At 47.5% G+C, this 23,140-nt stretch carries 27 protein-coding genes and 1 tRNA gene; 11 read left to right on the top strand and 17 right to left on the bottom strand.

The genetic code is table 11. The features are described 5' to 3' along the window. The first annotated feature begins 77 nt into the window (after positions 1–77). Positions 78–162, top strand: a tRNA-Ser gene (locus DWX62_RS02295). 226 nt (positions 163–388) lie between these two features. On the opposite strand, the gene DWX62_RS02290 is transcribed toward DWX62_RS02295, so the two are convergent. Further along, positions 389–1,288 (bottom strand): AraC family transcriptional regulator, encoded by a 900-nt coding sequence (locus tag DWX62_RS02290; RefSeq protein ID WP_025819263.1) that lies wholly within the window; start codon positions 1,286–1,288, stop codon positions 389–391. 136 nt (positions 1,289–1,424) lie between these two features. On the opposite strand from DWX62_RS02290, the gene DWX62_RS02285 reads away from it, so the two are divergent. The 4 genes from DWX62_RS02285 to DWX62_RS02270 are packed head-to-tail and all read left to right on the top strand — an operon-like array spanning position 1,425 to position 4,266. Beyond that, positions 1,425–2,204 carry an MBL fold metallo-hydrolase gene (locus DWX62_RS02285; RefSeq protein WP_005924041.1) on the top strand — a complete coding sequence of 260 codons (780 nt, stop codon included), beginning with the start codon at positions 1,425–1,427 and terminating at the stop codon, positions 2,202–2,204. Between the two features lie 33 nt (positions 2,205–2,237). After that, positions 2,238–2,702 (top strand): cupin domain-containing protein, encoded by a 465-nt coding sequence (locus DWX62_RS02280; protein ID WP_005924039.1) that lies wholly within the window; start codon positions 2,238–2,240, stop codon positions 2,700–2,702. 23 nt (positions 2,703–2,725) lie between these two features. Continuing rightward, the gene (locus tag DWX62_RS02275; protein WP_005924036.1) at positions 2,726–3,394 is read left to right on the top strand and encodes a radical SAM mobile pair protein A; all 669 of its coding nucleotides are present in this window, start codon (positions 2,726–2,728) and stop codon (positions 3,392–3,394) included. After that, complete coding sequence (locus DWX62_RS02270) at positions 3,391–4,266, top strand: radical SAM mobile pair protein B (RefSeq protein WP_005924033.1); 876 nt, start codon at positions 3,391–3,393, stop codon at positions 4,264–4,266. The genes DWX62_RS02275 and DWX62_RS02270 overlap by 4 nt, the downstream gene beginning before the upstream one ends. Positions 4,267–4,412: 146 nt before the next feature. Here DWX62_RS02270 and DWX62_RS02265 read toward each other — a convergent pair whose 3' ends face one another. From DWX62_RS02265 to DWX62_RS02235, 7 genes are all read right to left on the bottom strand, one after another. After that, positions 4,413–5,816, bottom strand: coding sequence for a mobilization protein (locus DWX62_RS02265; protein WP_120172558.1), 1,404 nt, complete (start codon positions 5,814–5,816; stop codon positions 4,413–4,415). A gap of 282 nt (positions 5,817–6,098) precedes the next feature. Then, positions 6,099–7,055, bottom strand: a complete 957-nt coding sequence (locus DWX62_RS02260) for a toprim domain-containing protein (protein ID WP_032839816.1) — start codon at positions 7,053–7,055, stop codon at positions 6,099–6,101. Positions 7,056–7,266: 211 nt separating this feature from the next. After that, positions 7,267–8,334 carry an AAA family ATPase gene (locus DWX62_RS02255; protein WP_117463820.1) on the bottom strand — a complete coding sequence of 356 codons (1,068 nt, stop codon included), beginning with the start codon at positions 8,332–8,334 and terminating at the stop codon, positions 7,267–7,269. A gap of 11 nt (positions 8,335–8,345) precedes the next feature. Next, positions 8,346–8,654, bottom strand: a complete 309-nt coding sequence (locus DWX62_RS02250) for a DUF3853 family protein (protein WP_005654521.1) — start codon at positions 8,652–8,654, stop codon at positions 8,346–8,348. A gap of 221 nt (positions 8,655–8,875) precedes the next feature. Beyond that, on the bottom strand, positions 8,876–9,940 hold the full coding sequence (locus tag DWX62_RS02245) for a hypothetical protein (RefSeq protein ID WP_115485124.1): 1,065 nt from the start codon (positions 9,938–9,940) through the stop codon (positions 8,876–8,878). Between the two features lie 12 nt (positions 9,941–9,952). Further along, positions 9,953–11,239 (bottom strand): PDDEXK nuclease domain-containing protein, encoded by a 1,287-nt coding sequence (locus DWX62_RS02240; RefSeq protein ID WP_007756662.1) that lies wholly within the window; start codon positions 11,237–11,239, stop codon positions 9,953–9,955. Between the two features lie 63 nt (positions 11,240–11,302). Then, positions 11,303–12,586 carry a site-specific integrase gene (locus DWX62_RS02235; RefSeq protein WP_007756660.1) on the bottom strand — a complete coding sequence of 428 codons (1,284 nt, stop codon included), beginning with the start codon at positions 12,584–12,586 and terminating at the stop codon, positions 11,303–11,305. 444 nt (positions 12,587–13,030) lie between these two features. Here DWX62_RS02235 and DWX62_RS02230 point away from each other — a divergent pair, with 444 nt between their 5' ends. The 6 genes from DWX62_RS02230 (at position 13,031) to DWX62_RS02200 (ending at position 16,835) form a co-directional block, all read left to right on the top strand. After that, on the top strand, positions 13,031–14,260 hold the full coding sequence (locus DWX62_RS02230) for a site-specific integrase (protein WP_117543231.1): 1,230 nt from the start codon (positions 13,031–13,033) through the stop codon (positions 14,258–14,260). Positions 14,261–14,344: 84 nt separating this feature from the next. Then, positions 14,345–14,875, top strand: coding sequence for an ORF6N domain-containing protein (locus DWX62_RS02225; RefSeq protein ID WP_070751237.1), 531 nt, complete (start codon positions 14,345–14,347; stop codon positions 14,873–14,875). A 142-nt stretch (positions 14,876–15,017) separates the two neighbouring features. Beyond that, complete coding sequence (locus DWX62_RS02220; protein WP_081443384.1) at positions 15,018–15,218, top strand: hypothetical protein; 201 nt, start codon at positions 15,018–15,020, stop codon at positions 15,216–15,218. A 290-nt stretch (positions 15,219–15,508) separates the two neighbouring features. Beyond that, positions 15,509–16,042: an antirestriction protein ArdA gene (locus DWX62_RS02210; RefSeq protein WP_004329650.1), complete on the top strand. Its 534-nt coding sequence runs from the start codon at positions 15,509–15,511 to the stop codon at positions 16,040–16,042. A 77-nt stretch (positions 16,043–16,119) separates the two neighbouring features. Continuing rightward, positions 16,120–16,341 (top strand): DUF3873 domain-containing protein, encoded by a 222-nt coding sequence (locus DWX62_RS02205; RefSeq protein ID WP_117543233.1) that lies wholly within the window; start codon positions 16,120–16,122, stop codon positions 16,339–16,341. A gap of 11 nt (positions 16,342–16,352) precedes the next feature. After that, positions 16,353–16,835, top strand: a complete 483-nt coding sequence (locus DWX62_RS02200) for a hypothetical protein (RefSeq protein ID WP_032852536.1) — start codon at positions 16,353–16,355, stop codon at positions 16,833–16,835. Between the two features lie 203 nt (positions 16,836–17,038). On the opposite strand, the gene DWX62_RS02195 is transcribed toward DWX62_RS02200, so the two are convergent. The 9 genes from DWX62_RS02195 to DWX62_RS02155 form a co-directional block, all read right to left on the bottom strand. After that, positions 17,039–17,359, bottom strand: a complete 321-nt coding sequence (locus DWX62_RS02195; RefSeq protein ID WP_004327301.1) for a hypothetical protein — start codon at positions 17,357–17,359, stop codon at positions 17,039–17,041. A gap of 12 nt (positions 17,360–17,371) precedes the next feature. Next, a complete protein-coding gene (locus tag DWX62_RS02190; protein ID WP_004329653.1) occupies positions 17,372–17,830 on the bottom strand; it encodes a DUF3872 domain-containing protein in 459 nt (152 codons plus the stop codon). 13 nt (positions 17,831–17,843) lie between these two features. Further along, positions 17,844–18,425, bottom strand: a complete 582-nt coding sequence (locus DWX62_RS02185; protein ID WP_117543235.1) for a conjugal transfer protein TraO — start codon at positions 18,423–18,425, stop codon at positions 17,844–17,846. Positions 18,426–18,428: 3 nt separating this feature from the next. Next, the gene (traN, locus tag DWX62_RS02180) at positions 18,429–19,364 is read right to left on the bottom strand and encodes a conjugative transposon protein TraN (RefSeq protein WP_007845745.1); all 936 of its coding nucleotides are present in this window, start codon (positions 19,362–19,364) and stop codon (positions 18,429–18,431) included. 33 nt (positions 19,365–19,397) lie between these two features. Further along, the gene (gene traM, locus DWX62_RS02175) at positions 19,398–20,729 is read right to left on the bottom strand and encodes a conjugative transposon protein TraM (protein ID WP_118936791.1); all 1,332 of its coding nucleotides are present in this window, start codon (positions 20,727–20,729) and stop codon (positions 19,398–19,400) included. Continuing rightward, entirely contained in the window at positions 20,707–21,003 is a 297-nt protein-coding gene (locus DWX62_RS02170; RefSeq protein ID WP_117543237.1) for a TraL conjugative transposon family protein, read from the bottom strand. Before DWX62_RS02170 ends, traM begins: the two co-directional genes overlap by 23 nt. Before the next feature lie 4 nt (positions 21,004–21,007). Then, the gene (gene traK / locus DWX62_RS02165; protein WP_004308760.1) at positions 21,008–21,631 is read right to left on the bottom strand and encodes a conjugative transposon protein TraK; all 624 of its coding nucleotides are present in this window, start codon (positions 21,629–21,631) and stop codon (positions 21,008–21,010) included. 20 nt (positions 21,632–21,651) lie between these two features. After that, positions 21,652–22,647, bottom strand: a complete 996-nt coding sequence (gene traJ / locus DWX62_RS02160) for a conjugative transposon protein TraJ (protein ID WP_117543239.1) — start codon at positions 22,645–22,647, stop codon at positions 21,652–21,654. Between the two features lie 19 nt (positions 22,648–22,666). Further along, positions 22,667–23,140 (bottom strand): conjugal transfer protein TraI (locus DWX62_RS02155; RefSeq protein ID WP_243636239.1); only part of this gene is annotated, 474 nt, incomplete at its 5' end.

Genomic DNA, 23,140 nt, shown 5'->3' with positions numbered 1-23,140 from the left:
AAGTTTGCAGAATTAAAAATGATTTGTACCTTTGCACCGCTTTAAAGAGGAAAGCACTTCCCGAAAAGGAAGTTTTAGGAGAGGTGGCAGAGTGGTCGATTGCGGCGGTCTTGAAAACCGTTGTGCTGCGAGGCACCCGGGGTTCGAATCCCTGTCTCTCCGCAATAAAGGGTGTAAATCAAGCATTTGCGAGATTTACACCCTTTTTTACACCCAAGAATGTAAAATTGGGTGTTTTTGTATTTTTTAAGATTCTTCAAAAGAATGTCAATTACAAAGCGATTGGTATTTCTATGGACTGGCAGAATGAACCTTTATGACGAAAAATATAGTTATTCAAAAAAATAAATATCTTAAATATGGAATTCATTTGCCAAATATGAAATTTCTATTCATATATTCCTCTTTTGTAATTCATTAGATATTGGGTAAAAGTCTTGCCTGTTTCTTTTTTGAAAAAACGCATGAGGTGACTGGGGTCGGAAAAGTGGAACTCGTCTGCCAGTTGGCTCACATTCAGATTGGAGAACAGTAGCTCATTTTTCAGCTCTTCCAAAAGACGTTGCTTGAGTAAGTGAATGGCTGATACACCAAATTGCGCCATGACAGAATTATTCAAGGTGATACGACTTACCCGAAGCATATCAGCATATTCTTGAACGCGCTGTGTCGTTCGGATATGTTTTTCGAGTAAGTCCTTGAATTTGAATGCGTAATTGTTTTTTGGCACTTCGACAGGTAGACGATAAGTTTGAGCGTATGCCCGGTTGATAATTACCAGTAGATAATAAAGCACTGACACAATGAGGTTGTAAGTGTCTACCACAGGATGTTGTAGTTCTTGTTTTATCTTTTTTAAGAGGCGCATATATTCCGTCAGCTCCTCCGGCTCGGCAAACAAGTAGGGCGGTGTATCAGTCTGATAATAATACAACAGCCGATATACGAAGAACTTGTCAGCAATGAACGTGCGCATAAAGTCTTCGCGGAAAATAAGAAAAGTGTAATCTAGTTCTACCTCGTTCACGTGCCATTCCTGTTGCTGGTGCGGCGACAAAAGCAGCACCATACCATCCCGTAACTCCACTTTTCGGAAGTTCAGCAACAAATATCCATTGGCACGACGAAAGAAATAGAAGCTGAAAAAATCTGTCTTAAACGCCTTATGCTCGGTCAAGACACCACAGATGTCCTTGCTTTCGCCTGTGTTAATGTAGAAGTCTACGCCACATTGCGTTTTATTGAACGGAACGCTTACAAGTCTTTCGGGATTGATTATAGCTTTCATCACTCTTGTTTTTTGCTTTCTGCAAATATACATCATTCTTTTATCAAAATGGCATATATTCCTGTTTTTAAGGCATAGAGACATTGGGATATCCTTTCGAACTTTGTACCCGAAAAATAATACAAAACATAACATCATGAACGAAAAAGCAATTATTCGGTTGGTACGCAGTGCCACCTTGAAAATCAACTATGCAGGACATACCATTCTTATTGACCCCGTATTTGCCGACAAAGGAACCCTGCAATCAGCTCTCGGTGTATATAAGAATCCGAGGGTACATCTCGTAATGCCTATTAGCGACATTACTGAAGGTGTTGATATGGTACTGCTCACCCACAACCACATCGACCATTACGAACCAAGTGTAAAGCAGCATTTGCCGAAAGACATTCCTTTCTACACCCAGCCACAAGATAAGGCCGCCATCCTGAAAGATGGTTTCTCAAATGTAGAAGCGATTGAAGAGAGCATAACCTTAGGTCATCTGACCATCCACCGTGCTATTGGCCATCACGGTTTCGGTCAGATAGGCCAGATGATGGGACCTGTTTCGGGCTATGTGCTGATGTCCGAAGGGCTTCCGACTATTTATATCATGGGCGATTGCAAATGGGAAGAATGTACTCTTGCTACCGTGGAAAAGTATCGTCCTAATTATATTGTGGTGAACAGTGGCGGTGCGGTATTCCCCGAATTCTCTAAGACGGACGGTTGTATCATCCCCAATGAACAGGAAGTAATGGCGATGCTTGACACACTCCCCCCACACATCAAGCTGATTACCGTACACATGGATGCCATCGATCATTGCCAGACCACCCGTGCCATCCTTCGCAACGAAGCTCGCCATCACGGGACGGATATGAGCCGACTGATTATACCGGAAGACGGAGAAAGCATAACACTTAAATAACTGTATAAACAATCATTTCAAAATATTAGAAAGATGAAAAAGATTAGGAAAATCGCGGTAGAACAGAATTTCGCCGCGATCAGTGTCGGTAAGTTGAATGAACTGAATGAATACGAACTTCAGCTTGGCCCGGATGTGAAAATTCCCGGAAAAGTATTCTGCAGCACCGCTCTCGGAACTACGGGAAGCGAGTTTTCTTTCCAGTCATTCGCCCCGGGTACAGAAACCGGATTTCTGCATAGTCACAAGAGTCATGAGGAACTTTATTTTTTCCTCTCCGGTAAAGGTGAATTTCAAGTAGACGGAACAGTGTTCCCAGTGGAAGAAGGTAGCGTTGTCAGGGTATCTCCTGCAGGAAAACGAAGTGTCCGTAACAACGGAACGACTCCGCTCCTCATGCTCTGCATACAATATTGCAGCAATACATTCTCACAGGAGGATGCCACTGACGGAATCATACTGAAAGAACCGGTAAAATGGAAAGTCTCTCCGAAATGATTCTAAAAAGGAACTCTAAGCAGATGACTATCTGTATAAAATCCCTGATAAAGAATATGAACATAGTGGTAGGCTGCTCCATCGGGTGCAGCTACTGCTATGCCCGTAACAACTGCCGCCGTTTCCATATTACGGACGACTTCTCCGTACCGGAATATATGGTGCGAAAGCTGCGTATCATCGACACGCCCAAGCCTCACGTATGGCTGATGACCGGAATGAGCGATTTCTCCGATTGGAAGCCTGAATGGAATGCGGAAATATTCAGACGAATGAAAAGCAATCCGCAACACGCTTATATATTCCTTACGAAATGTCCGGACAAGATCAGTTTCTCTACAGATGACGAGAATGTATGGATGGGCGTGACCGTCACGCGCAATTCCGAAAAAAAGCGGCTAGACGATTTGAAAAGAAATATCAAGGCCAAGCACTACCATGTCACTTTCGAACCTATTTTCGATGAAATCGGCGATATAGATTTCGAGGGTATCGACTGGATTGTCATAGGTACGGAGACCGGACATCGGAAAGGCAAAGTGGATTCCCGTCCCGAATGGGTGCTTCACATTGCCGACCAAGCCCAAACACAGGGCGTCCCCGTGTTTATGAAAGAGGATTTGCTGCCTATAATGGGCGAAGAAAGGATGATTCAGGAACTGCCGGAACAATTTACAAAACGCTTACAATGAATACCGAAATAATCAAAGAAATAGACGTACAGAGCGTTATGACCAAATCCTCACTGCCGGTCGGAGGATATTCGGTCAACCCTTACGTGGGCTGTCCCCACGCCTGTAAGTATTGCTACGCATCGTTTATGAAACGATTCACCGGGCATACAGAACCGTGGGGTGCATTTCTGGACGTGAAGAACTGGAAACCGATAGCCAATCCGCACAAATATGACGGAGAGCGCATTGTGATAGGTTCCGTGACGGATGGTTACAACCCGTATGAGGAGCAATTTTGCCGTACCCACAGGCTGCTCGAAGAGCTGCGTGGGAGCAACGCCGAGATTATGATATGCACTAAGTCCGACCTTGTCCTGCGCGACCTCGACCTGTTGAAGCGTTTTCCCAAAGTAACGGTGTCATGGTCGGTCAATACGCTTGACGAGCGTTTTCGTACGGATATGGACAATGCCGTGAGCATAGAACGTCGTCTGAACGCAATGCGTCAGGTCTATGAGGCGGGCATCCGTACCGTGTGTTTTGTATCGCCCATATTCCCCGGAATAACCGATATGAAGGCGATTATCGAGAAAGTGAAAGGATATGCCGATTTGATATGGCTCGAAAACCTGAATCTGCGCGGGCAGTTCAAGGGAGGGATAATGACGTATATCCGTGAGAAGCATCCCGACCTCTTTCCGTTATACGAAGAAATATACAACAAAAAGAGGCTTGATTACTGGCAGGCATTGGAACAGGACATTTCCCAATACGCCAAGGCACAGGGGTTTCCATATAGAATAAATGATTTGCCTTACGGGCGCTCGGAAAAAGGCAAGCCGGTTATCGTAAATTATTTCTACCACGAAAAGATACGATTGACTAAATGAGGGAAAGATATTGACAATATGGTATATTAATAGTGAATAAGATATTCTTTTATTGCTTATTTTACTTTAGAATAGTTAGACAACTTAGATTTTGTACTATATATTACGATAGAAGTACAATCCATGATGAATTGTACTTCTCTATATTACATCCTGAATCCTCTGGATTTTTGTTCTTTCTGCACTGAGTTACGCAGATGCTGCTGTAACTTCTCCCATTGTTCTTTGAACCATTCGCTGATTGGCTGTTGGTTTATAGTCAGCATCAATTTATTCTTATCGATCGGGCTTCGTTCAATTTTGAAAATTACATTTTTTGTTTCAAATCTCTGTCTATATTCTTCGGAATAGATTTTTCCACTACATCTGAGAGCTTCCTTTTTGTATAAAAGAGAATCAACCATCCCCTTGGTAAAACCAGTGACATAGCATAATTTTTCCATTCTCAGCATTTCTTTGAGTAATGGGAACCAGCATAATGCCTTTTCAAGCAGGGTGTTTAGCCGTGATATTTCTTTGTCTTTAGCTTCAATCTCTTTATTATGTATTCCTTGAAGATTGCGTATTTGTCTGCCGTGCTGTTCCTGCATTTGTTGCATCTGAATTTTTAATTCATCAGTAGCTTTGTCCCGGTTGGCAATCTCCTGATGTAGCTGCTCGATGTTATGTTCCAGTTCTTTCAACTTACCGCTTCCGAAAAGAGAACCTACGCTGCTGGTTATGGCAGTGGCTACATCGGTAGCTGCACTTTTGAGTTTGTCTGTACGTATCTCAGCTTTTACCTGTTTGAGTTCCTGTTCGGCAAGGCTTACCTGTTGCTCCTTGTGTCGCTTGGTTTCTTCTATACGTTGCAGTTCGGCTTTCTGCTTCTCAATGATGAAATCGTTTCGTTCCAGATGCTCTTTACCTGTGACAGCTTTTGTCTGCCCACGTTCCATTAGCAGAATATCGGAAGCAAGGGTCTGCATGGTTGCCATATCCTCGTCATTGAGCTTTCGGCTCTTCCCGGTTTCGTGGTTCATCCAGTCGAATACGATATGAGCATGATAGTTCGGCTTGAACCATCTGCTTCCTATTTGGAAGCTCTCTTTGTCTTCCGCTTCCGGCTGACCGTTCAGCCAATGCCCTTCGTCTTTATGCAGGAAAATCTGTAGCGGAGTGATGCCCCAGCGTCTTTGGCACTCTTCACCGAATTTGCGTACATCAGCCAGTGTGGTGTCCGGTCTGATAAGCAATACTCCTTCACGGATGGGTGAGCATCCCGCCACCTTGATAATCTTTCCATTCTTTCCCTTGCGTTCCCTTTCCTTTTCCTGCATGGCACGTCCGGTCTTTTCCTTGACCATTTGCTTGATATTGTCATAATGAGTTCGCAGTTCGGGAGTGCTGAAGTCGGGATTTATCCACTGTTCGTTGTTGGTGGAAAGTTCGGGAACGACATAGATTCTGGACTCCCCGATATTACGCATATACTCGGCAGTCCTTCGGTTGTGTGCCTCGCTCGATGCGATGTTGCAAGGCTTGATGTGTATGCTTGATTTTGTTGCCATAGCTTCTTTTCTTTGTTTACAATTAATTTACTTTGCTCGCTTTCGCAGAGGGGTTATTTTATGAATCTCGGCTGCATTCGGCATAGGTCAAGCAAGTTTGCCTCTGCTCTCATTTGCACGAGATTTCTTAGGGGTAACCCATAAGCGGAGATTGCAAAGAGAGGGTCACTCTTTGCTCGGGGTTCTCAGGGGTGAAACGCCCTGAGTGGGTCATTAGGGCAAAGCCCTAATCCCCTCGGGAGAGCCCACAACTACGAAAGCGGAGCGTGTAGTTATAGTGGGCTATAACCGGAAGCCGCTCTTCTTCTCCGGTGATTGGCTGCGCACCCCTTTGGCGGACTGGAGCTGCCTTTTTCTTTCAACCTGTTTCTGTAAGTATTCGTTCAAGTCCTTGCATCCGCTGTAAATCTGCGAAGCGTCCCGGATGTACCGGTCTCTGCCGTATTCCATGCGGATTTGCCGGAGTGCTTCCATTCCTGCATGGTCGTTGTCGAAAAAGCAGTGGATGCGTTCGTAATTGCCCAACGGATAGAGAGCCTTGTTCACATTCGATACGGAGTTCAATACAATATAGTCCTGCCCGTCCAATTCCGGATAATTTGGGCAGCTCTCTTGTCTCAATGTCAGAAAGGAAAGGTAGTCCATGAAACCCTCGAACACATAGCAGGCAGTCCTTGCTTTTCCCGACTGTCTGATGTGGGAGATTTCCTTGGGGGCGATGCAGCCCTTGAAATAGGGGTTACGAACCTCAAACCCACCCGAACCGTTAGGGAATGCGATGGCAAAGTAACGCTTGCCGTTGTGGGTGTAACGGGCTTCACTACATTCTCTTTTTGCCAGTTCCAGATTTATTCCTCTACCTTGTAAATAGGAAAGCAGGGCAGGAGACGATAGCGGTACTATCTCCAGCTGTTGGAAGCTCGGACCGAAAGAGTCCTGCTTGCCAAAAGAGAAAGATACCGGGTGTACATGCGGTGTCTGTTCCGCAATCCGCTCCAGCAGGTAAGGTACATGGTCGGTAGCATACAGGTGTGCAGCCAGTTCAATGATACCGCCCCCTTTCCCTAAACCGAAGTCGTACCACTGGTTGCGTTCGGTGTTCACTTTGAAGGAAGCCTCTGTTTCTTCCCTCAAGGGAGATTTGTACCAAAGGTTGATACCCTGCTGTTTGACGGGTGAATACCCCAGGCTGTGCAGGTAGTCAGCCAGATTGATTTGTTTTGCAGTCTCGATGTTCATAAGGAAATCGTTTTTAGTGAGTGCTTTGATTATTTCTCTTTTTGCCCGCAACTCTTAAAAGTATGCGGTCAGTACAATCACTTCACTAAACTCCTAATATATAGACCCCCGGAATAAAGTGAAGTGATTTGTCTGTTTCTGAAATCACTTCACTAAATTGTCGTATATATAGGATACGGGAATAAAGTGAAGCGATTTTCGGGATTGTCGGCTAATAGTGGTAATCGGGCTTGAAGGAATACTTCCTGCCGTTTTCCTGCACTATCATCCGTTTGTTGCGCAGCATGGTGATAAGCGCCACTGCATTCTGGTGATTCAGTCTAACCCCTTCTGCCAGATAAGTCCTGATTAAGGTGTCTTCCAGCTCCTTGTAGCCGTATTCCTCTTTCAGTGCAAAAGCGGCTTCCAGTGCGGCACGGTGCTGCGGTTCTGAAATATCCTTGTAAGGGTCAAACTTTTCCACCGAGGGTCTTCCCGGCTTCCTTGCTTCCGGCTTGTAGCCTTCCGCAAGTTCGGGCAGGGCTCTGTCGTTGATGCAGAATGCAAAAGGCTCGAAATCCATCGCCCGGATGTGCATGGCGGAAACATGGCTGATGTCGCTGTTCCCCTTGTCCTTTTCCACCAGCAGGACTGTTTCCGCCTTGTTGTTCAGTTCCGTACCAATGTGCCCTCTTGCGTTCTCATCCCCCTTGTTCTGATGCAGTATCGTATGGATATGAATCTGCCTGTCGTCCGTCCACTGCATCAGCTTGGATATGATGCGGGTGGATTCACCGGGGCTGTTGATGTCGTACACCATATCCCGGATGCCGTCTATGATGACCAGCCCAATATCCGGTGAGTGGTAGATAGCCTGTTCTACAATGCTGATGCGCTGTTCCGGGGTGTATTTTCTCAAAGCGAGAAACTCCAGATAACCGCTGTCCCTGTCATCGGGCAATCCTGCCATCCGCAGGATCCGCTTCATCACTTTCAGGCAGTGGTAGGGGCTTTGCTCCGTATCTATATAAAGCACTTTCCGCTTTTCCTCGGGCAGTTCAGCCGCATATCGTAACACGGTACCGTTCTTCAATGCAGCGGCTACGATAGCCGATACATTGAAGGTTTTCTTGCTCTTGGCTTTGCCGATGGATGCGCTGAAATTGCCCAGCGTCCCGATGACAGAGCCGTGTACTTTCAGAATTTCGGGGGCTTTTTCGTAGCATCTTGACAGACTTAGCCGGGATTCCTGCCAGAGGATAACGGCTTGTTCGGGTGATATTTCTTTTATATAGTCCATAATCACCTCCTTTATCTGCGTCCTCCGGTTTTCTTGCCAGCCAGTTCCAGCGCCAGTTCCGCATCCACGATAATCTTGCGTCCAATCTGGGTAATGGCTTTGTCTATCTTTCCGCTTTTCTTGATGCGGTTGGCTGTGGGCAGGCTGCACCCGAAAAGCTTGGCTATGCCGAGTATGCCGTACACGTACTTTCTTTCCGTGTCGGTGGTCGGCTGCGGTTGCGCCTCTGCCTGTACCGAAGCGTGTCTGCTTAGAAAAAGGAACTCTTCGCCTGTCATCTGCCAGACGGGTTTCACTAACAGTTCTTTGAGGTTGTTCATCGTCCGTATGATTACTTGTTTGACAATAGCCCTGCGCACAGGCTGTTTCTTCTGTTCTCGAACGATGCAAAATTAGGTAGGGTTTTGAGTGGTAAGTATGTGGATGATAGATATGGATTGTTCTGTTATATCGCTGAATATCAAGAAATAAAAATACCACTCAAAAATTATTTTGAGTGGTATAAGTGGTCATGTCGTAAAATATATTGGAATATCACGGGTTATCGGAATATTCCGTCCATTTCCTTGGCGAACTTTTGGTTGGGAATACTGGGTAAATCGGAAACGGGTTCCCTGTACTTGGACTTGTAATAGTCTTCATCAATATCCAGGTGTTTCAGGATGGCTTCCTTCCATTTGTCCTTATCCTGCCCCGGCAACTGCTCCCTCATCAGGGAAATCAGATAGCATACCCGTATCTTTTCCCTTGGCTTTATTTTCAGTACGCACTGGCAGGGATGCAGATTCATGCAGGCATAGAAATCCGGTGCGGTAATGTCTTCAAACTGTTCCCCTGCACAAACTTCATGAATTAGGGAAATCAGCTTCATGCTGAAATATTCAGGCAATCCGGCAGTCGTAGCTGTAGTCGATGCGGTTGTAGTTTCAGCTTCCGGCTGGCTGTCTGTACGGCTCTGCCTGTCTGCTTCGTTCGGTTGGCTTTCTTCGTCCGGTACATATTTGGTCAGGATGCCCATGAAGTGTACGCTAAGCAGGTAGATGTCGTCGCAACGGTTTTTCATGTATTGCCGGGCTTCTTTCCAGAGAAGGGTTTGCTGCTCATAAAGATGCTCCAGTTGGGCTTTCTCCCTTTCATATTCAGCCTTGCAACGCTCATATTCTCTTTCCGCCAGCTTTTCTTCTTCGGGTGTATGCTCTCGGTAGCCAATGGAATCATAGCGGTTGTTGGCTTCGTTCATCGGTTTGCGCAGCCTGTTTACCACTTCCATCTCTTCCTTGATGGTTTCCTTGTAGCGGTCTGCGTATTGGTAGCATACACGTATGATCACTTCGTCATGGAGAAGGCGGTAAGATTCATAAAGCCGTATGTATTCTTTGACTTCCTTTTTCAGACTTTTCAGCAGCAGGGTACATGGTTCTGGCGGTGTATGCAGCACCAGTTCAAGGATAGCTTGCTCAAAAGCCTTTATATCGCTCCATTTCGAGTAGAAATCAACGATGAATTTCTGCTTTTCAAAAGAGAAAGTATGGCTTACAATCCAATCTTTGCAGATTCTGTTCAGCTCCCCGTATTGAGGAATGAGGGTTGTTATCGTTTTCTGCATGGCATACTCTTATTATTGGGGATCCTTGTCAAGGAAAGAAGCCAGTTCTTCTTCCACTTCTTCTACGCTGGGCAACGCTGATTTCAATTTCTCGGGAATCGCCTTGCTCAATTGGTAATCGCTGATGCCGATGGGCTGGTCATAGCCGGAAAGGGCATACTGGGCAACCACTTCGTCCTTTCCTCTGCACAACAAAAGACCGATGGTCTTGTTGTCGTGTTCCCCTCTCAACTTATCATCCACCACGTTGATGTAAAAGTTGAGTTGTCCGGCATATTCCGGCTTGAAAGGAGTGGCTTTCAATTCTATGACAATATATGCGTGCAACGGAATGGAATATAGAATCAGGTCGGCAAAGAAATCGCTGTTTCCGACTTGGAAGTGCTTCTGCCGGGCAACGAAGGCAAAACCGTTGCCCATTTCCAACAGGTAGCGGGTAACGTGTTTCACCAGCTGTTCTTCAATATCCCTTTCGTCTGCTTTTTCTTTGGCTCCTGCCAAATCAAAGATGTACGGGTCTTTGAGTAGGTAATTGGCAAGGTCGCTTTGTGGAGCCGGAAGTGTGGTCGTGAAATTGTTTACCTTGTTGTTGCTGATTTGTCGGCTATACAAATCACTGTCAATTTGCATTTTCAATACATTGCTGCTCCATCCCATTTCCACAGACTGCTTCATGTACCAGTAGCTTAGACCTAAAGGTAGCGAACTGTCAAGTATAGTCATTTGGCTTGTCCAGTTTATTTTGGCTATAGGAGAGGTCAAGAAAACTTCTTCTATTTCCCTGATTCCCATCCTGTAAATGGCAGACACGGTTTTTCCCACATCTTCAAATTGCGCAGGAACTTCCTGCGTAATTGCTAATGATTGACAATCAATCGATTGTATTTGCGCAGTAAGTTCCTGCGTAAATTGCTTGTCATTCAGTTTTAATACTTCATTGGTCACACTCTGTATGGTTGGGACAGACAGGCTTGCATCTGTTTCTATGAAACTTTGCAACGCTCTTAAAGGATATGCTTTTGCAAACTGGCACATATAGGTAAGGTTACGTTCCGAATAGCCTTTCTTTTCAGGGTAATGCAGTCGGATAGCCTTTGCCAACTGCTTGATGATTTTGCTTCCCCATCCGTGCAGCTGCTGGTGATAAAGGATGTAATTGCCTATCTTCCAGTAATGGAACAGCATTTGTGCATTGGCTGCAACAATCAGCCTTACTTGTGCCTGTTCTATTTCCGAACCGACCGCTTGTATGAATGCATCAAAATTCGTTTTCTCTATGTTGGATTCCTTGTTGCTCATATTGTGATGATAATTTCTACAAATATAGTCATTGATAACTATCTATGAAACTGTTTGATACTTTTATAGTTGATTAAACTTGTTCATGGCATTTGCCTTAATATCATCCGCTATGTCAATGTAGGGTTTCATAGCTTTGTAGTCGCTGTGTCCCGTCCATTTCATGACCACCTGTGCCGGGATTCCGAGAGCCAGCGCATTGCAGATGAATGTCCTTCTTCCTGCATGGGTACTGAGCAAAGCGTATTTGGGTGTGACTTCATCAATACGTTCATTTCCCTTGTAGTAGGTTTCCCGTACAGGCTCGTTGATTTCTGCCAGTTCGCCCAGCTCTTTCAGGTAATCGTTCATCTTCTGGTTGCTGATGACGGGCAGAGCCATGTAATTCTCGAAATGGATGTCCTTGTATTTGTCCAGTATGGCTTTGCTGTATTTGTTCAGTTCAATCGTCAGGCTGTCGGCAGTCTTGACTGTGGTTATTTCGATGTGGTCGGACTTCACATCGCTTCTTTTCAGATTGCGAACATCCGAATACCGCAAACTCGTAAAGCAGCAGAACAGGAAAACATCACGCACACGTTCCAGGTATTGCTTATCCTTGGGTATCTGGTAGTCTTTCAGCTTGTTCAGTTCATCCCAAGTCAGGAAGATTACTTTTTTCGAGGTGGTTTTCAGTTTCGGTTTGAATGTATCGTATGCAATGTTCTGATGATGTCCTTTCTTGAAGCTCCAGCGCAGGAACCATTTGAGGAATCCCATTTGCTTGCCGATGGTGCTGTTTCTCATATCCTTGGTATCACGCAGGAAGTTGACGTATTCGTTCAATCCAAACTCGTCGAAATAGTTGAACGTTGCATCCTCCTTGAACTCTTTGAGGTGGTTCCTCACTGCTGCAAATTTTTCATAGGTGGATGCCGTCCAGTTATTCTGGTTACCGCACTCTTTTACAAACTCATCGAATACCTCCCAAAAGCTGACAGGGGCTTCTTCCGGCTGTTCTTCGCTGGTGTCTTTCATTCTCATGTTGAAAGCTTCCTTCAACTGTTGGGTCGTTGGCATGACCTCCTGCACCTCAAATTCCTTGAAAATATTCTGGATTTCGGCATAGTATTTCAGCAAGTCCGTATTGATTTCGGCTGCACTCTGCTTTAGCTTGTTGGTACATCCGTTCTTTACCCGCTGCTTGTCTGCATCCCATTTGGCTACGTCAATCCGGTAGCCCGTTGTAAACTCGATGCGTTGGCTGGCAAAGATGACACGCATACGGATGGGTACGTTCTCTACGATTGGCACACCGTTCTTTTTCCGGCTCTCCAATGCAAAAATGATGTTGCGCTTGATATTCATAATTGGGTGCGTTTGAAATTCTACACCCAAATATACACCCAATTATTGAGATAGCAAAAGACATTTAGAAACATTTAGTTTTACTCTATGTTGTAATTTGCACTTGATTATCAGTTGTTTGCGGTTTTATGAGATTCTGTGAAAGTATAAGTTCGAGAGCCTGTCTCTCCGCTGAACGTGCTGGACAGAAATGGTCAGCAAACGGACAAAAAGCTACAAATCAATGATTTGTGGCTTTTTTTATTGCCCGAAAGTCCTGCTTCCAAGACTTCAAAAGTACGGTAAAAGACAAAGTTTCGTTACTAAATCGTTACCTATTCCCTGCCGGACAAAAACGGTAACGAATTGTCCATAAATGACCTGATAATGACTATATTAGTCCATAGTCTGCATAACTCGAAAACGAGAGGTAAAAACTAATTTTGCAACTAAAAATTTTGAGTTATGAAATCGACATTCAAGGTTCTTTTTTATTTGAAGAAAGGTTCTGAAAAGAAAAACGGCGAGGTTATGATTATGGCACGCATCACCATAGACGGCAAACTTTGCCAGTTCAGTACGAAACAGAGCATCCAGCCCGACAACTGGAACACGGCTGCGGGCAAAGCCAAAGGCAGGGATGCCGGGAGGATAAACGCCCTTTTGGACGACATACGTTCTTCCCTGAATACCATTTACCACGAAATGCAGCGGCGTGACAACTACGTAACCGCCGAGAAAGTGAAAAACGAGTTCTTGGGACACAGCGAGAGCCACGAAACAATCCTTTCATTGTTCCAAAAGCACAATGACGATGTGAAGCAGCTTGTGGGCATATCCAAGACGATAGCGACCTACCGCAAGTATGAAGTGACCCGCCGCCACCTCGCTGAATTTATCCAAAGCAAGTACAATGTATCGGACATATCCATAAAGGAGATAAGCCCGATGTTCATTACCGATTTTGAGTTGTATTTGCGTACCGCCTGCAAGTGCGGCTACAACACCACCGCCAAGTTCATGCAGTTCTTCAAGCGTATCATCATCATTGCCCGCAACAACGGCATACTGGTGGGCGACCCGTTCGCCAGCTATAAAATCCGGCTGGAGAAAGTGGACAGGGGTTATCTGACAGAGGACGAGATAAAAATCATCCTTAAAAAGAAAATGGTTTCCGAACGGCTGGAACACGTCAGGGACTTGTTCGTCTTTTCCTGTTTCTGCGGTTTGGCATACAGCGATGTCGCCAACTTGCGGCAGGAGAATATCCAAAAGTCCTTTGACGGCAACCTTTGGATAATCACCAAGCGGCAAAAGACGAATACGGACGTGAATGTCCCCCTGCTGGATATTCCCAAGATGATTTTGAAGAAGTACAAGGGCAAGTTGCCGGACGGGAAGATACTTCCCGTAATCAGCAATCAGAAGCTAAACGCCTACTTGAAAGAGATTGCCGATATATGCGGTATTAAAAAGAACCTGACGTTCCACCTTGCCCGGCACACGTTCGCCACGACCACCACGCTGTCAAAGGGCGTACCCATTGAAACGGTGTCCAAGATGCTGGGACACACAAACATAGAAACTACGCAAATCTACGCCCGCATCACCAACAGCAAGATAGGCAGCGATATGCAGGGGCTTGACAAGAAGTTTATCGGCATCGAGAAGATTTACAAGGAAGTCGCCATGTAATCTTGATTATTGGGAACTGGTCACAATTTGTGACCAGTCCTTACTATTATTCCAACATTGCTAAATCTCCTAAAATATACGATTATGGATTTGCAGATTATCCAAAACAAGATTTTTGAGGTCAGAGGTTGCCGGGTGATGCTCGATTATCATTTGGCAGAACTCTACCAAGTGGAAACACGAGCCTTGAAGCAGGCGGTCAAGCGCAATATCGAGCGTTTTCCGGGTGATTTTATGTTTGTACTCACCCAAGAGGAAGCTAACTTGCTGTTATCCATAGGGGTATCACAAAATGTGATACCCCCTGCTTACAACTTCGGCGTTGCTATGCCTATGGCTTTCACCGAGCAGGGCGTAGCCATGCTTTCTTCGGTTCTCCGCTCCAAAGTAGCCATAGAAGTAAACATTTCAATCATGCGGGCTTTTGTCCTCATGCGCCAAATGGCAATCGGTTACGAGGAACTGTCAAGGCGCATCGAGGAACTGGAGGTAAGCACCGATGCGCAGTTCAACGAACTGTACCAAGCCCTTACCCAGCTTTTGAGCCAGTCGAAACAACAGAAAGAACGCCGCCCGGTAGGTTTCGTTACCTATAACCGTGACAAAAACGAATAGGTAACGATTTCGGTAACGAAATTCCGCCTAACAAACTATATCCCAATGAAGTACATTCTTCCACCTTGCGGGCAGTCCACCGACTACCCGCATTTTTTATATCCTTTTCCAACTGGCACATTCCCCGAAACGCCAGCCGTGCGTGGCATGGCTGACTGTATTCCGTGAAAAGAGCCGTTGGAAACCCGCACAAGCGTATTGCAAGCAAGCTCACAACACCCTTGCCTTTCCCGCCCGCATGGAGTGTTCCCTAAAAGATGAAAGAGAACAGGCACTTTTCCCCGGTTTCCCTATCTGTAAATCTTCCTCTTACGCAGTCCCCCAGCCGGGACAGTCGTTTTAATCATTTCAATAGGCAAAGGTAGTTACGTGTTCTTCACGATTTTGCAAGGTCGAGCCGTTCCGGTTTGGCGAAAAAATCTTCCCTGCCTTGCGAGGTATTTTTTGCCCAAAACCTTGCAAACTCTAAACACTACCCTTTTACGCCTATGTGAAACGAAAACGACCGACCCGACCGGAAGACGCATAAAAAAAAAGTCGGATTTACGGGAAACAGGAAAAAAGTTCAGTGAAACTTCAACTCCCTCACCTCTCAAATCCGCATAAAATTAAAAACTTAAAAATTACAGCAATATGGAAGCAAAGGTATTATCGGAAGCAAAAGTTTATGTAGGCACTTATGCCAAGTACAACAACGGTTCATTGTCCGGCGCATGGCTCGACCTTTCGGACTATTCGGACAAGGAAGAATTTTATGAAGCCTGCCGGGAACTTCACAAGGACGAGGAAGATGCGGAATACATGTTTCAGGACTGGGAGAACGTGCCGGAGGGCTTAATCGACGAAAGCTGGATTTCTGAAAACTTCTTCGCCCTGCGTGATGCGGTGGAGGATTTGAGCGACACCGAGCAGGAAGCCTTTTTCGTGTGGTGCAACTATAAAAGCCATGATTTGGGCGAGGAAGATGCGGACGACCTTGTACGTGATTTCCGGGATGAATATCAAGGGGAATATGACGATGAAGAAGATTTCGCCTATGAAATTGTAGAGGAATGTTACGACCTGCCGGAGTTCGCAAAGACCTATTTCGATTACAAACAGTTTGCCCGTGACCTGTTCATGTGCGATTACTGGTTTGATGACGGCTTTGTGTTCCGGGCGGCATAACAACCAATCCGGGCGGGGTGTCAAAGCCCTGCCCGCTTAAAACAACCAAGTTTATAACCATAAAAAAATAAGACATCATGCAGTCACTTAACAAAAACGGGGTAAGCATCACCCAAACACCGGGAGAAGAAAAGTTCGTGAAATGCCGTTTAGGGGCTTTCAGGGGACAAATTTATTATCAATATGACTACCGCCACACGGACGGCGAACTTTTCAGCACGGTAGCCAAAACGCTGGACGAGTGCCGCCGCAGGCGTGACGAATGGGTAGTGAAGAAGAACGGAGTAATAAACAAGTAAATTTCAGGGACATGAAAACAACAGAAGTAAACAAGAAGCTTATCGGCAGGCGTTGCGAGTGTATTTTTACGGGCTTAATGGTAACGGGCGTTATCGAGGACACAGAAGAAAACGAACACACCATAGAGGTAAAAGTCCGTTTCGACCACCCGCACCAGTGGGGCGATGATTTGTATAATGATGTGTGGGCGTGGGGGCGCAAAATAGACGAGTTCGGCACGCTGCACCATTTGCAACTGTTGGAGGACAAACCGGACTTTCAGATAATGACGGTAGTTTTCGGCGAGCCAATCAGCCGGATAGACCGCAGTGTTTTTGAAGATGTGGAAACGTGGGGCGTCTGTTCCCTGCAAGGCTGGGTAAACAGCTATGAAAGTGTCCGGTTTGTAGCCATAGACGACCATACGGCAATCATCACGGGCGAATATAACATGGAGCAGGTAAAGGTGTGGTTAGAGAAATACACGTCCATAAAGAGCCTTAAAACCAGTTGATAGAGGACGGCGGCTGCTTGCCGCCGTTACTTTCTTCCGTGAGCCTGCCAGCGGGTGAAGAAAGTAACAAAGAAGCCTTTCGTTTTCCCTATCATGGAAACAGCCCGCCGATGCTTCCCGGCGGGCTGTCTGCCCGATATTTACGCTTTGCGTATCATTCCATACCCGGTTTCCCAAGAGGATGATAAAAACGGATGTCGCAACTATAAATCCTCATAGTGAATAAATTTTACACCAAGTATGCACACGGTTTCTTCTTCCTCGATGTCATATTTCCATGTCCGTTTAGTGACAAGCATTTCCGTTTCGCAATCGAACCATACCATTACGGGCGCATCATCTTCTTCGTCCGCCCATTTGAAAACCTGATTGGACGGCGTTTTCCATAATTCAGCACTGTCACGTTCGGAAATACAGTCCTTGTCCACAATGATGATGTCACCTACTGCCGGAACTGTATCTGTTTCCAACGTGGTTTCTATGTACCACGAGATACCTTCTATATCCAATTCTATTTTTACCATGTCGTTTTGTTATTAGGGGGTTATTGTTTCCGTTCCTTCTTCGCTGTTGTCATTATTGAATGATAGTGTAAGTTGCTGCATCTGCCCGAAGCTGTCGATGATATAAATGTCAATCGTCTGCTGGTCGGTTGATGCCGAGGTGTAGTAGAGCCTGAACGTTTCTTTCTCCAGCGGGTAAAGGTCGTTGGGCAGGAACACCGTGCCGTTATCCATTTCCAGCTTTCCTTTGCCGTCCGGCTGGAAATACCTTATCTGATAGGTAGTCGGCTGGTAATAGCCGCCACGCACCAGTCGGCAGCGTATTTCGGCGGTTTCCCCGACTTTCAGCCTTTTGGGTACTGGCAGTGTTTCGATGCTGAACGGGTACGCCTGCTGAATATCCAAGTTGTCATTACAGGCGGTGACAAGCACGAGGGCGGCCACGATGTAGCAGCCCATGATGATTTTATACATTACATTCTTCATATACATTATTATATAGCGGTCAGTTGATAATGAATTTCAGTCCCAAAGATACCTGCGTGTGGAACTTGCCTATGTCCGAGCCGAACAACGCCCGTTCCCTTGCACTGACAAGCAAGGCTATCCGGTCGGTCAGGTAGGTTTCCAGTTCCAGCGTCAGCGCACCGCCGTAAATGAAGCAGTCCTTATCCAGCAAGGTAGAGCCGTCCGGCAGCAGCTTTTCGCTTCGGTTGCTTGTTTCGTACCCGGCGAGAGCCGACAAGCCCAATGAAAGGAAAAAGGTCTTTCGTCTGTCCGATAGGAATTTCAGGTAATAGCCGCCCTCTGCGGTGAACTGTTCTACGGGTATCTGCATATCCTTGTAGTCATACTTCTTGTGCAGGTATTCGCCGCCAATCACCCAGCGGTTGGCGTTCTTGGTGTAAACGCTGTACGCCGCCCCGATGTGGTAGGCGAAATCACTGCCAGCGTTCCAATGCACCCCGTCCGTCATGCCCGCCGTGACCTGCAAGCCTTTCATGCCCGGCAGGTATCTTTGTGCGTGTGCCTGAAACGAGGTCAGGCACAGCGCAAAGAGCATCATTATAAAGATGTGTCTTTTCATTCCCTATTTGATTTTTAGTTCGTCAATCACTTCTGCGTTCACGATGTCGGCGTTTTCCACCCGTATGGTCTGATGCCGCCCGCCGTTCTTCTCGTAGAGTTCCACGACCAGCAGCTTGTCGTCAGGAATGGTAAACTTCGGCAGGGCGTACACCGTGCGCACGGTCGATTTCCCGGCAATCTCTATCACCTCGTTGTAGCTGCGTACCGCATCCAGTACCGTTTCCTGAATAGCCGTGCGTTTGGGCACTTTTTTATCGGTTATCTTAAACCTGATGAAGTCCGTGTCGAAAGGCACGTTGGAACTGTTCTTTGTCTGCGTGTGCACGTAGAGCATCCCGTTATATGTGTAAATCCCCTTGATTAAGAACTGTATGCCGAAACGCTTGCTACCCAAGTGGCGCACTTTCCGGTCATTGTTCTTGTAGATGCTCTGCATTATCAGCTTCACTAATAGCGGGCTTTCACCCGCCAGTTCCCGGAAATGGATGTTCATCCGGGTATGCGAGAAGTCGGACGTATCTTCATTCTCCAAGAAGTCCTTCATTTCGATGTTGAGCATTTCCGGTTCACGGGCGTACTTGGCGTTGAACGAAAAGAAACTGCCGTCCTCGCAGATAACGGAGAAGTTCGTTTCTCCCGGAAAGCCCTCTGTCGTGGCTTTCACCCTGATTACGTTCTCCGCACCGTCCGCCTTGCCCGCTATGATGTGGTTGCTTCCCAAATCGACATAGCGGACGGCGGCGGGGAAGATGATATGCACCGTCTTGGCAAAGGTCACTTCCACGCCGTAGGGCGTAACCATTTGGCGGTACGGGAGTTTCCGGGTAATACCCCGGTACAAGTCGTTGCCAGCCGCATACTTCACGGTGTCAGCGGTTTGTGCGTTTGCCGCACACACGCCCAGCAAGAGGGCGAACAATCCAAAAATCTGTTTCATTGTCAATTGAAATTTTAACGGTTGATAAAATGGTTATTGTTGTTTGGCGTAAAGCATGACTTTATAGCCTGCTTTCAGCTTCACTTTCACGGTTCGGAACTTCTTGGCGAGGTAGCCGGACGTTCCTTGCAGCAATCCCCTTGTCACGTCCATAGCCACCTGCTGCCCGGCACTTTGGGCAAAGGAAATGCTTGTACCCAGCCCGCTTCCGATATTCGCCATAGCTTCGTTGAACGCTTCCTGCTCCATAGAGGACGGGACGGAAAGCCCCTTTTGCCCGTCCGTGTCGAACACGGCGAGTTCCACCGGGATGATGTTGCCAGCGTACTCAATCGAGGACACCAGTATGTCGAGCCGTTCGCCCTGCACTTTTGCCGTTCCCGCCACGAGGGTATTCTTCGGCACAACGATATTTCCCGCCTGCATGGGTTCGAGCAGCCGTAGTTTCACCGCCTGCCCGTCCACCAGCGTTTGGTCTTGGTGTATGCAGGCGGCTACCGTGTTCTTTCCCATAGCGTACCCCGTGCCTACCGCCGTGTTGAAGCCGTAGTTTCGTGGCTGGCTGTAAGCCCGGATGAAGTCGGCATCGCTCATGGGCTGCTGCAATCCCGAAACGGTCGTTTCCCGGATAGCCTGCACCGGAATAGCCGGAGTGCCGATACCGCCGCCGTTCTGCCCGGCTGTCGGTATTTGGGCAATCTGCCCCCTTTGTCCGTCCTGCCCGTTCATGTACTTTGCCGCCAGCTCGTAGGACTTTTCCAAGAGTGCCATTTGGTCGTCAGCCGTAGGCGTGGCGTTCTGCTGCTGTTTCAGTCGGTCGGTCAGTTCCGCCACCTGCCGTTTCAATTCCTCTTTTTCCTCGTCCACAGGGGGCGTTTCGTAGAACGTGCTTAACTGGCGGTTGATGTCCCGGTAAGCCGCCCTTGAAGAAGCACCGCCGCCCCTTTGTGGCTTCGGATCTTCTTCCGGCATCAGATTGATTTCCGCTTGCGGTTCTTCCGTTTCATCGTCCAGCGTGAAACCGAAGTCCTGCAAGGATTGTATCTTGTCCTGCTGTTTGCGGTTTGTCACCGCCTGCTCGTAAGCCTTTTGCTTGTCGGCTATAATCCCGTCCTCTGCGGGCAAGGGTATGTCGGCATTGAAGCCGCCCACGCTTTCCACATTCACGTCCTCTTTGCCGGAGGGTGCGAATATCAGGTACATGCACCCTGCAAAGGCAAGGAACATCAGCGGGAAGACTATCATTTTCCTGCGCTGCTGCACCTGCTGCGGGGTAAGTTCCCGTTTGGGTTTATCTTCCTTTTTCGGCTTCCCGTCCGCCTGCGGTACGGTCGTGCCGTTCTCATTCTTCTGTACTTCTTCCATATTCCGGTCTGTTTAAGGGGTTGATACTGTTGATTGTGTCATTGCCTTGCAATGGCAGTTGTTTGATATGTTCTATTTGCAGCCGCCTGCCGTCCCGTTTCCCGATATTGTAGATTGATGAAACGGTGATGTAGATAGACAAGCCGCCGAAAAAGAAGAACATCACGAGGATAACCGCCAGCCTTTTGCCCGGCGTAATCCGTCCGCACATCCGGCGCAGGCGGTCGTCCGCCCAGTCCCGCACCTTTTCGATGTAATTTCGTTTTCTCTCCATAAGGCTATCTTTTAATGGTCTGCAAATCCTTGTTCTCGGTAATGGTGAACGCTTCGATGATAAAGCCGTGCGGGTTGTTGTCGCTCCGGGTGGCGTTAAGCAACCGGCACGAGGTCACAAGGCTTCGCACCGTCAGGCTGCTTTCCCGGACAATCAACTGGCGGGCATACGTGTTCACCTTGTAGGGGTACTGGTCGAAGTCGCACTTCACGCTGTCAATCTCCACCGTCTGCGTGACGTTTCCGGAAATCACCCGGTTGTAGTAGCCCTTTTCCGCCAAGTCCTTGTAATAGTTGAAAGCGGTCTTGTCGGCGAGAAACAACGAGCGTTTGATGTTGCTTTCGATAGCCCCCTTTTCGGGTGATAAGGTGAAGAAAAGTTCGTGGAAACGCCGCACGTGCGACTTCGCTTCCACGGGTCTGTTCTGTGCCATGTCCTGCGAGAGTGCCAGCATCAGGCTTTTGCCGTTGTCGAGGACGTATATCTTCTGCCGCTGCTTCTCGGCGAAGCTGTACGAGTTCCACACGGCAAAGCCCGTCACCAGTGCGCACAGGCAGATGAATACCAGCGCAAAGAGCCGGATTTGCCGGAAACTCGTTTCGATGTTCGTTAATGACTTAAATTCCATATCCTATAAATTGATGTTGTTTATTTGAGTAGTTTTCCCGAAACCTTTCCGCCAGCCGCACCGACCGCCGCCCCGGCGATTGACCCAGCCCGTGCCACGTTGCGGTTATAGGCAGACGTACCGCCAGCCGACACTATCCAGCTTGCCACCGTTGGAATGGTGAAGTAGCCCACGATGCCGATAATCATGAAGATTATATACACGGTGCTGCTCCCGTCAGGAATGAAATTCGGGTCTGAAAGCTGCTCGATGTCTTTTTGGAGCATCAGGGTTTGTATGCGTGCCAGCACGCTGCTGAACAAGTCCGACACGGGCAGCCACAGGTAAATGGAGATATAGCGTGAAATCCACCGGGTCAGCGTGCTTTGGAAACCGTCATAGACGGAAATCGCAAACGCCAGCGGACCCAGTATGCTTAACACGATTAGGAAGAACGTGCGCAGCGTGTCTATAATCAGCCCCGCCGCCTGAAAGAGCATTTCCAATAACTCCCTGAACCAGTCCCGGACGGACTTCTTTATATTATAAGCCGTCCTGTCCATGTACATGCCCGTCATAGTCACCATGTCGGAGGGCGACCAGCCCAGTTCTTCCAGTTGTCGGTCAAATTCCTCGTCCGATGCGAGGTAAGCCGTTTCGGGGCTTCGCATCAGGGCTTCATATTCCAGTCGGTCTTTCTGCGCCCGGTACTCGTTCATGTCGAAAGTCTGCGTTTCCATAAGCTGGTTGCACCCTTTTACCACTGGCGACAGCACCGTGTTGATAGTCCCCAGCACGAAAGTTGGAAAAAACATGATGCACAGCCCCAACGCAAAAGGGCGCAGGAGCGGGTACACGTCTATGGCTTCCGCCCTTGCGAGCGACTGCCACACTTTGGCGGCTACATAGAACAAAGCTCCCAGCCCGGCTATCCCTTTCGCTACCCCCGTCATGTTGCTGCACAAGGGCATCATTTCATCGTACAGCACCCGCAACACTTGGTGCAGGTTGTCAAAATCCACCGCTGCTAATAACATAGGCATACCGATTTATATGTTACCAGTAGCGTTCATCCGCCGAGCCGTAAAGAGCCAGCACCCGGTCGGTGTCGTTCTTCTTCTTCGCCCGCAGGTAGGACACGGATATGTTCTTTCGGGTGTAGTAGTTCACGAGGTTGCGGTAGTTGAGTAGGCTTTTATAGGCGTTGTTGATTACCGCCAGCCTTTCGGCATCCGTCAGCGACATGCCCGTCACGTTCACTACATTCTTCAAGTCCTGCAACACGTCCGCACTTTCGGAGAGCAGCTTGGCGTACCCGGCTGAAATGGCGGTGAGTTCATCCGGCGTGTAGTTCGGGTCTGCCAGCATGTTCTGATAGTTTCGCACGTAGATTTCGGATATTTCCGCCACCAGCTCAATGGACTTCTTCACCTTGATGCCGCCCTTGACAACATCGTGTACCGCTTTGAGCGGTAGGCTAAGCATCCAACGCCCTGCCGTATTACTACGGTGGGTTTTCGGAAGCTCGCC

The organism is Bacteroides sp. AF20-13LB, assembly GCF_003603065.1.
Classification (GTDB): Bacteria; Bacteroidota; Bacteroidia; order Bacteroidales; family Bacteroidaceae; genus Bacteroides; species Bacteroides uniformis.
The sequence above is the reverse complement of the archived record's forward strand: the minus strand, read 5'-3'. Positions and strand labels throughout refer to the sequence as shown.

What these genes read in the sequence shown, in the direction of transcription:
- DWX62_RS02270 (WP_005924033.1), top strand. Translation starts at nt 3,391, where the DNA reads ATGAATACCGAAATAATCAAAGAAATAGACGTACAGAGCGTTATGACC.
- DWX62_RS02255 (WP_117463820.1), bottom strand. Translation starts at nt 8,334, where the DNA reads ATGGACTATATAAAAGAAATATCACCCGAACAAGCCGTTATCCTCTGG.
- traN (WP_007845745.1), bottom strand. Translation starts at nt 19,364, where the DNA reads ATGAAACAGATTTTTGGATTGTTCGCCCTCTTGCTGGGCGTGTGTGCG.
- DWX62_RS02205 (WP_117543233.1), top strand. Translation starts at nt 16,120, where the DNA reads ATGCAGTCACTTAACAAAAACGGGGTAAGCATCACCCAAACACCGGGA.
- DWX62_RS02290 (WP_025819263.1), bottom strand. Translation starts at nt 1,288, where the DNA reads ATGAAAGCTATAATCAATCCCGAAAGACTTGTAAGCGTTCCGTTCAAT.
- DWX62_RS02260 (WP_032839816.1), bottom strand. Translation starts at nt 7,055, where the DNA reads ATGAACATCGAGACTGCAAAACAAATCAATCTGGCTGACTACCTGCAC.
- DWX62_RS02280 (WP_005924039.1), top strand. Translation starts at nt 2,238, where the DNA reads ATGAAAAAGATTAGGAAAATCGCGGTAGAACAGAATTTCGCCGCGATC.
- DWX62_RS02170 (WP_117543237.1), bottom strand. Translation starts at nt 21,003, where the DNA reads ATGGAGAGAAAACGAAATTACATCGAAAAGGTGCGGGACTGGGCGGAC.
- DWX62_RS02285 (WP_005924041.1), top strand. Translation starts at nt 1,425, where the DNA reads ATGAACGAAAAAGCAATTATTCGGTTGGTACGCAGTGCCACCTTGAAA.
- DWX62_RS02195 (WP_004327301.1), bottom strand. Translation starts at nt 17,359, where the DNA reads ATGGTAAAAATAGAATTGGATATAGAAGGTATCTCGTGGTACATAGAA.
- DWX62_RS02210 (WP_004329650.1), top strand. Translation starts at nt 15,509, where the DNA reads ATGGAAGCAAAGGTATTATCGGAAGCAAAAGTTTATGTAGGCACTTAT.
- traM (WP_118936791.1), bottom strand. Translation starts at nt 20,729, where the DNA reads ATGGAAGAAGTACAGAAGAATGAGAACGGCACGACCGTACCGCAGGCG.
- DWX62_RS02235 (WP_007756660.1), bottom strand. Translation starts at nt 12,586, where the DNA reads ATGAATATCAAGCGCAACATCATTTTTGCATTGGAGAGCCGGAAAAAG.
- traK (WP_004308760.1), bottom strand. Translation starts at nt 21,631, where the DNA reads ATGGAATTTAAGTCATTAACGAACATCGAAACGAGTTTCCGGCAAATC.
- DWX62_RS02200 (WP_032852536.1), top strand. Translation starts at nt 16,353, where the DNA reads ATGAAAACAACAGAAGTAAACAAGAAGCTTATCGGCAGGCGTTGCGAG.
- DWX62_RS02245 (WP_115485124.1), bottom strand. Translation starts at nt 9,940, where the DNA reads ATGCAGAAAACGATAACAACCCTCATTCCTCAATACGGGGAGCTGAAC.
- DWX62_RS02250 (WP_005654521.1), bottom strand. Translation starts at nt 8,654, where the DNA reads ATGAACAACCTCAAAGAACTGTTAGTGAAACCCGTCTGGCAGATGACA.
- DWX62_RS02230 (WP_117543231.1), top strand. Translation starts at nt 13,031, where the DNA reads ATGAAATCGACATTCAAGGTTCTTTTTTATTTGAAGAAAGGTTCTGAA.
- DWX62_RS02240 (WP_007756662.1), bottom strand. Translation starts at nt 11,239, where the DNA reads ATGAGCAACAAGGAATCCAACATAGAGAAAACGAATTTTGATGCATTC.
- DWX62_RS02265 (WP_120172558.1), bottom strand. Translation starts at nt 5,816, where the DNA reads ATGGCAACAAAATCAAGCATACACATCAAGCCTTGCAACATCGCATCG.
- DWX62_RS02225 (WP_070751237.1), top strand. Translation starts at nt 14,345, where the DNA reads ATGGATTTGCAGATTATCCAAAACAAGATTTTTGAGGTCAGAGGTTGC.
- DWX62_RS02275 (WP_005924036.1), top strand. Translation starts at nt 2,726, where the DNA reads ATGACTATCTGTATAAAATCCCTGATAAAGAATATGAACATAGTGGTA.
- DWX62_RS02190 (WP_004329653.1), bottom strand. Translation starts at nt 17,830, where the DNA reads ATGTATATGAAGAATGTAATGTATAAAATCATCATGGGCTGCTACATC.
- traJ (WP_117543239.1), bottom strand. Translation starts at nt 22,647, where the DNA reads ATGTTATTAGCAGCGGTGGATTTTGACAACCTGCACCAAGTGTTGCGG.
- DWX62_RS02185 (WP_117543235.1), bottom strand. Translation starts at nt 18,425, where the DNA reads ATGAAAAGACACATCTTTATAATGATGCTCTTTGCGCTGTGCCTGACC.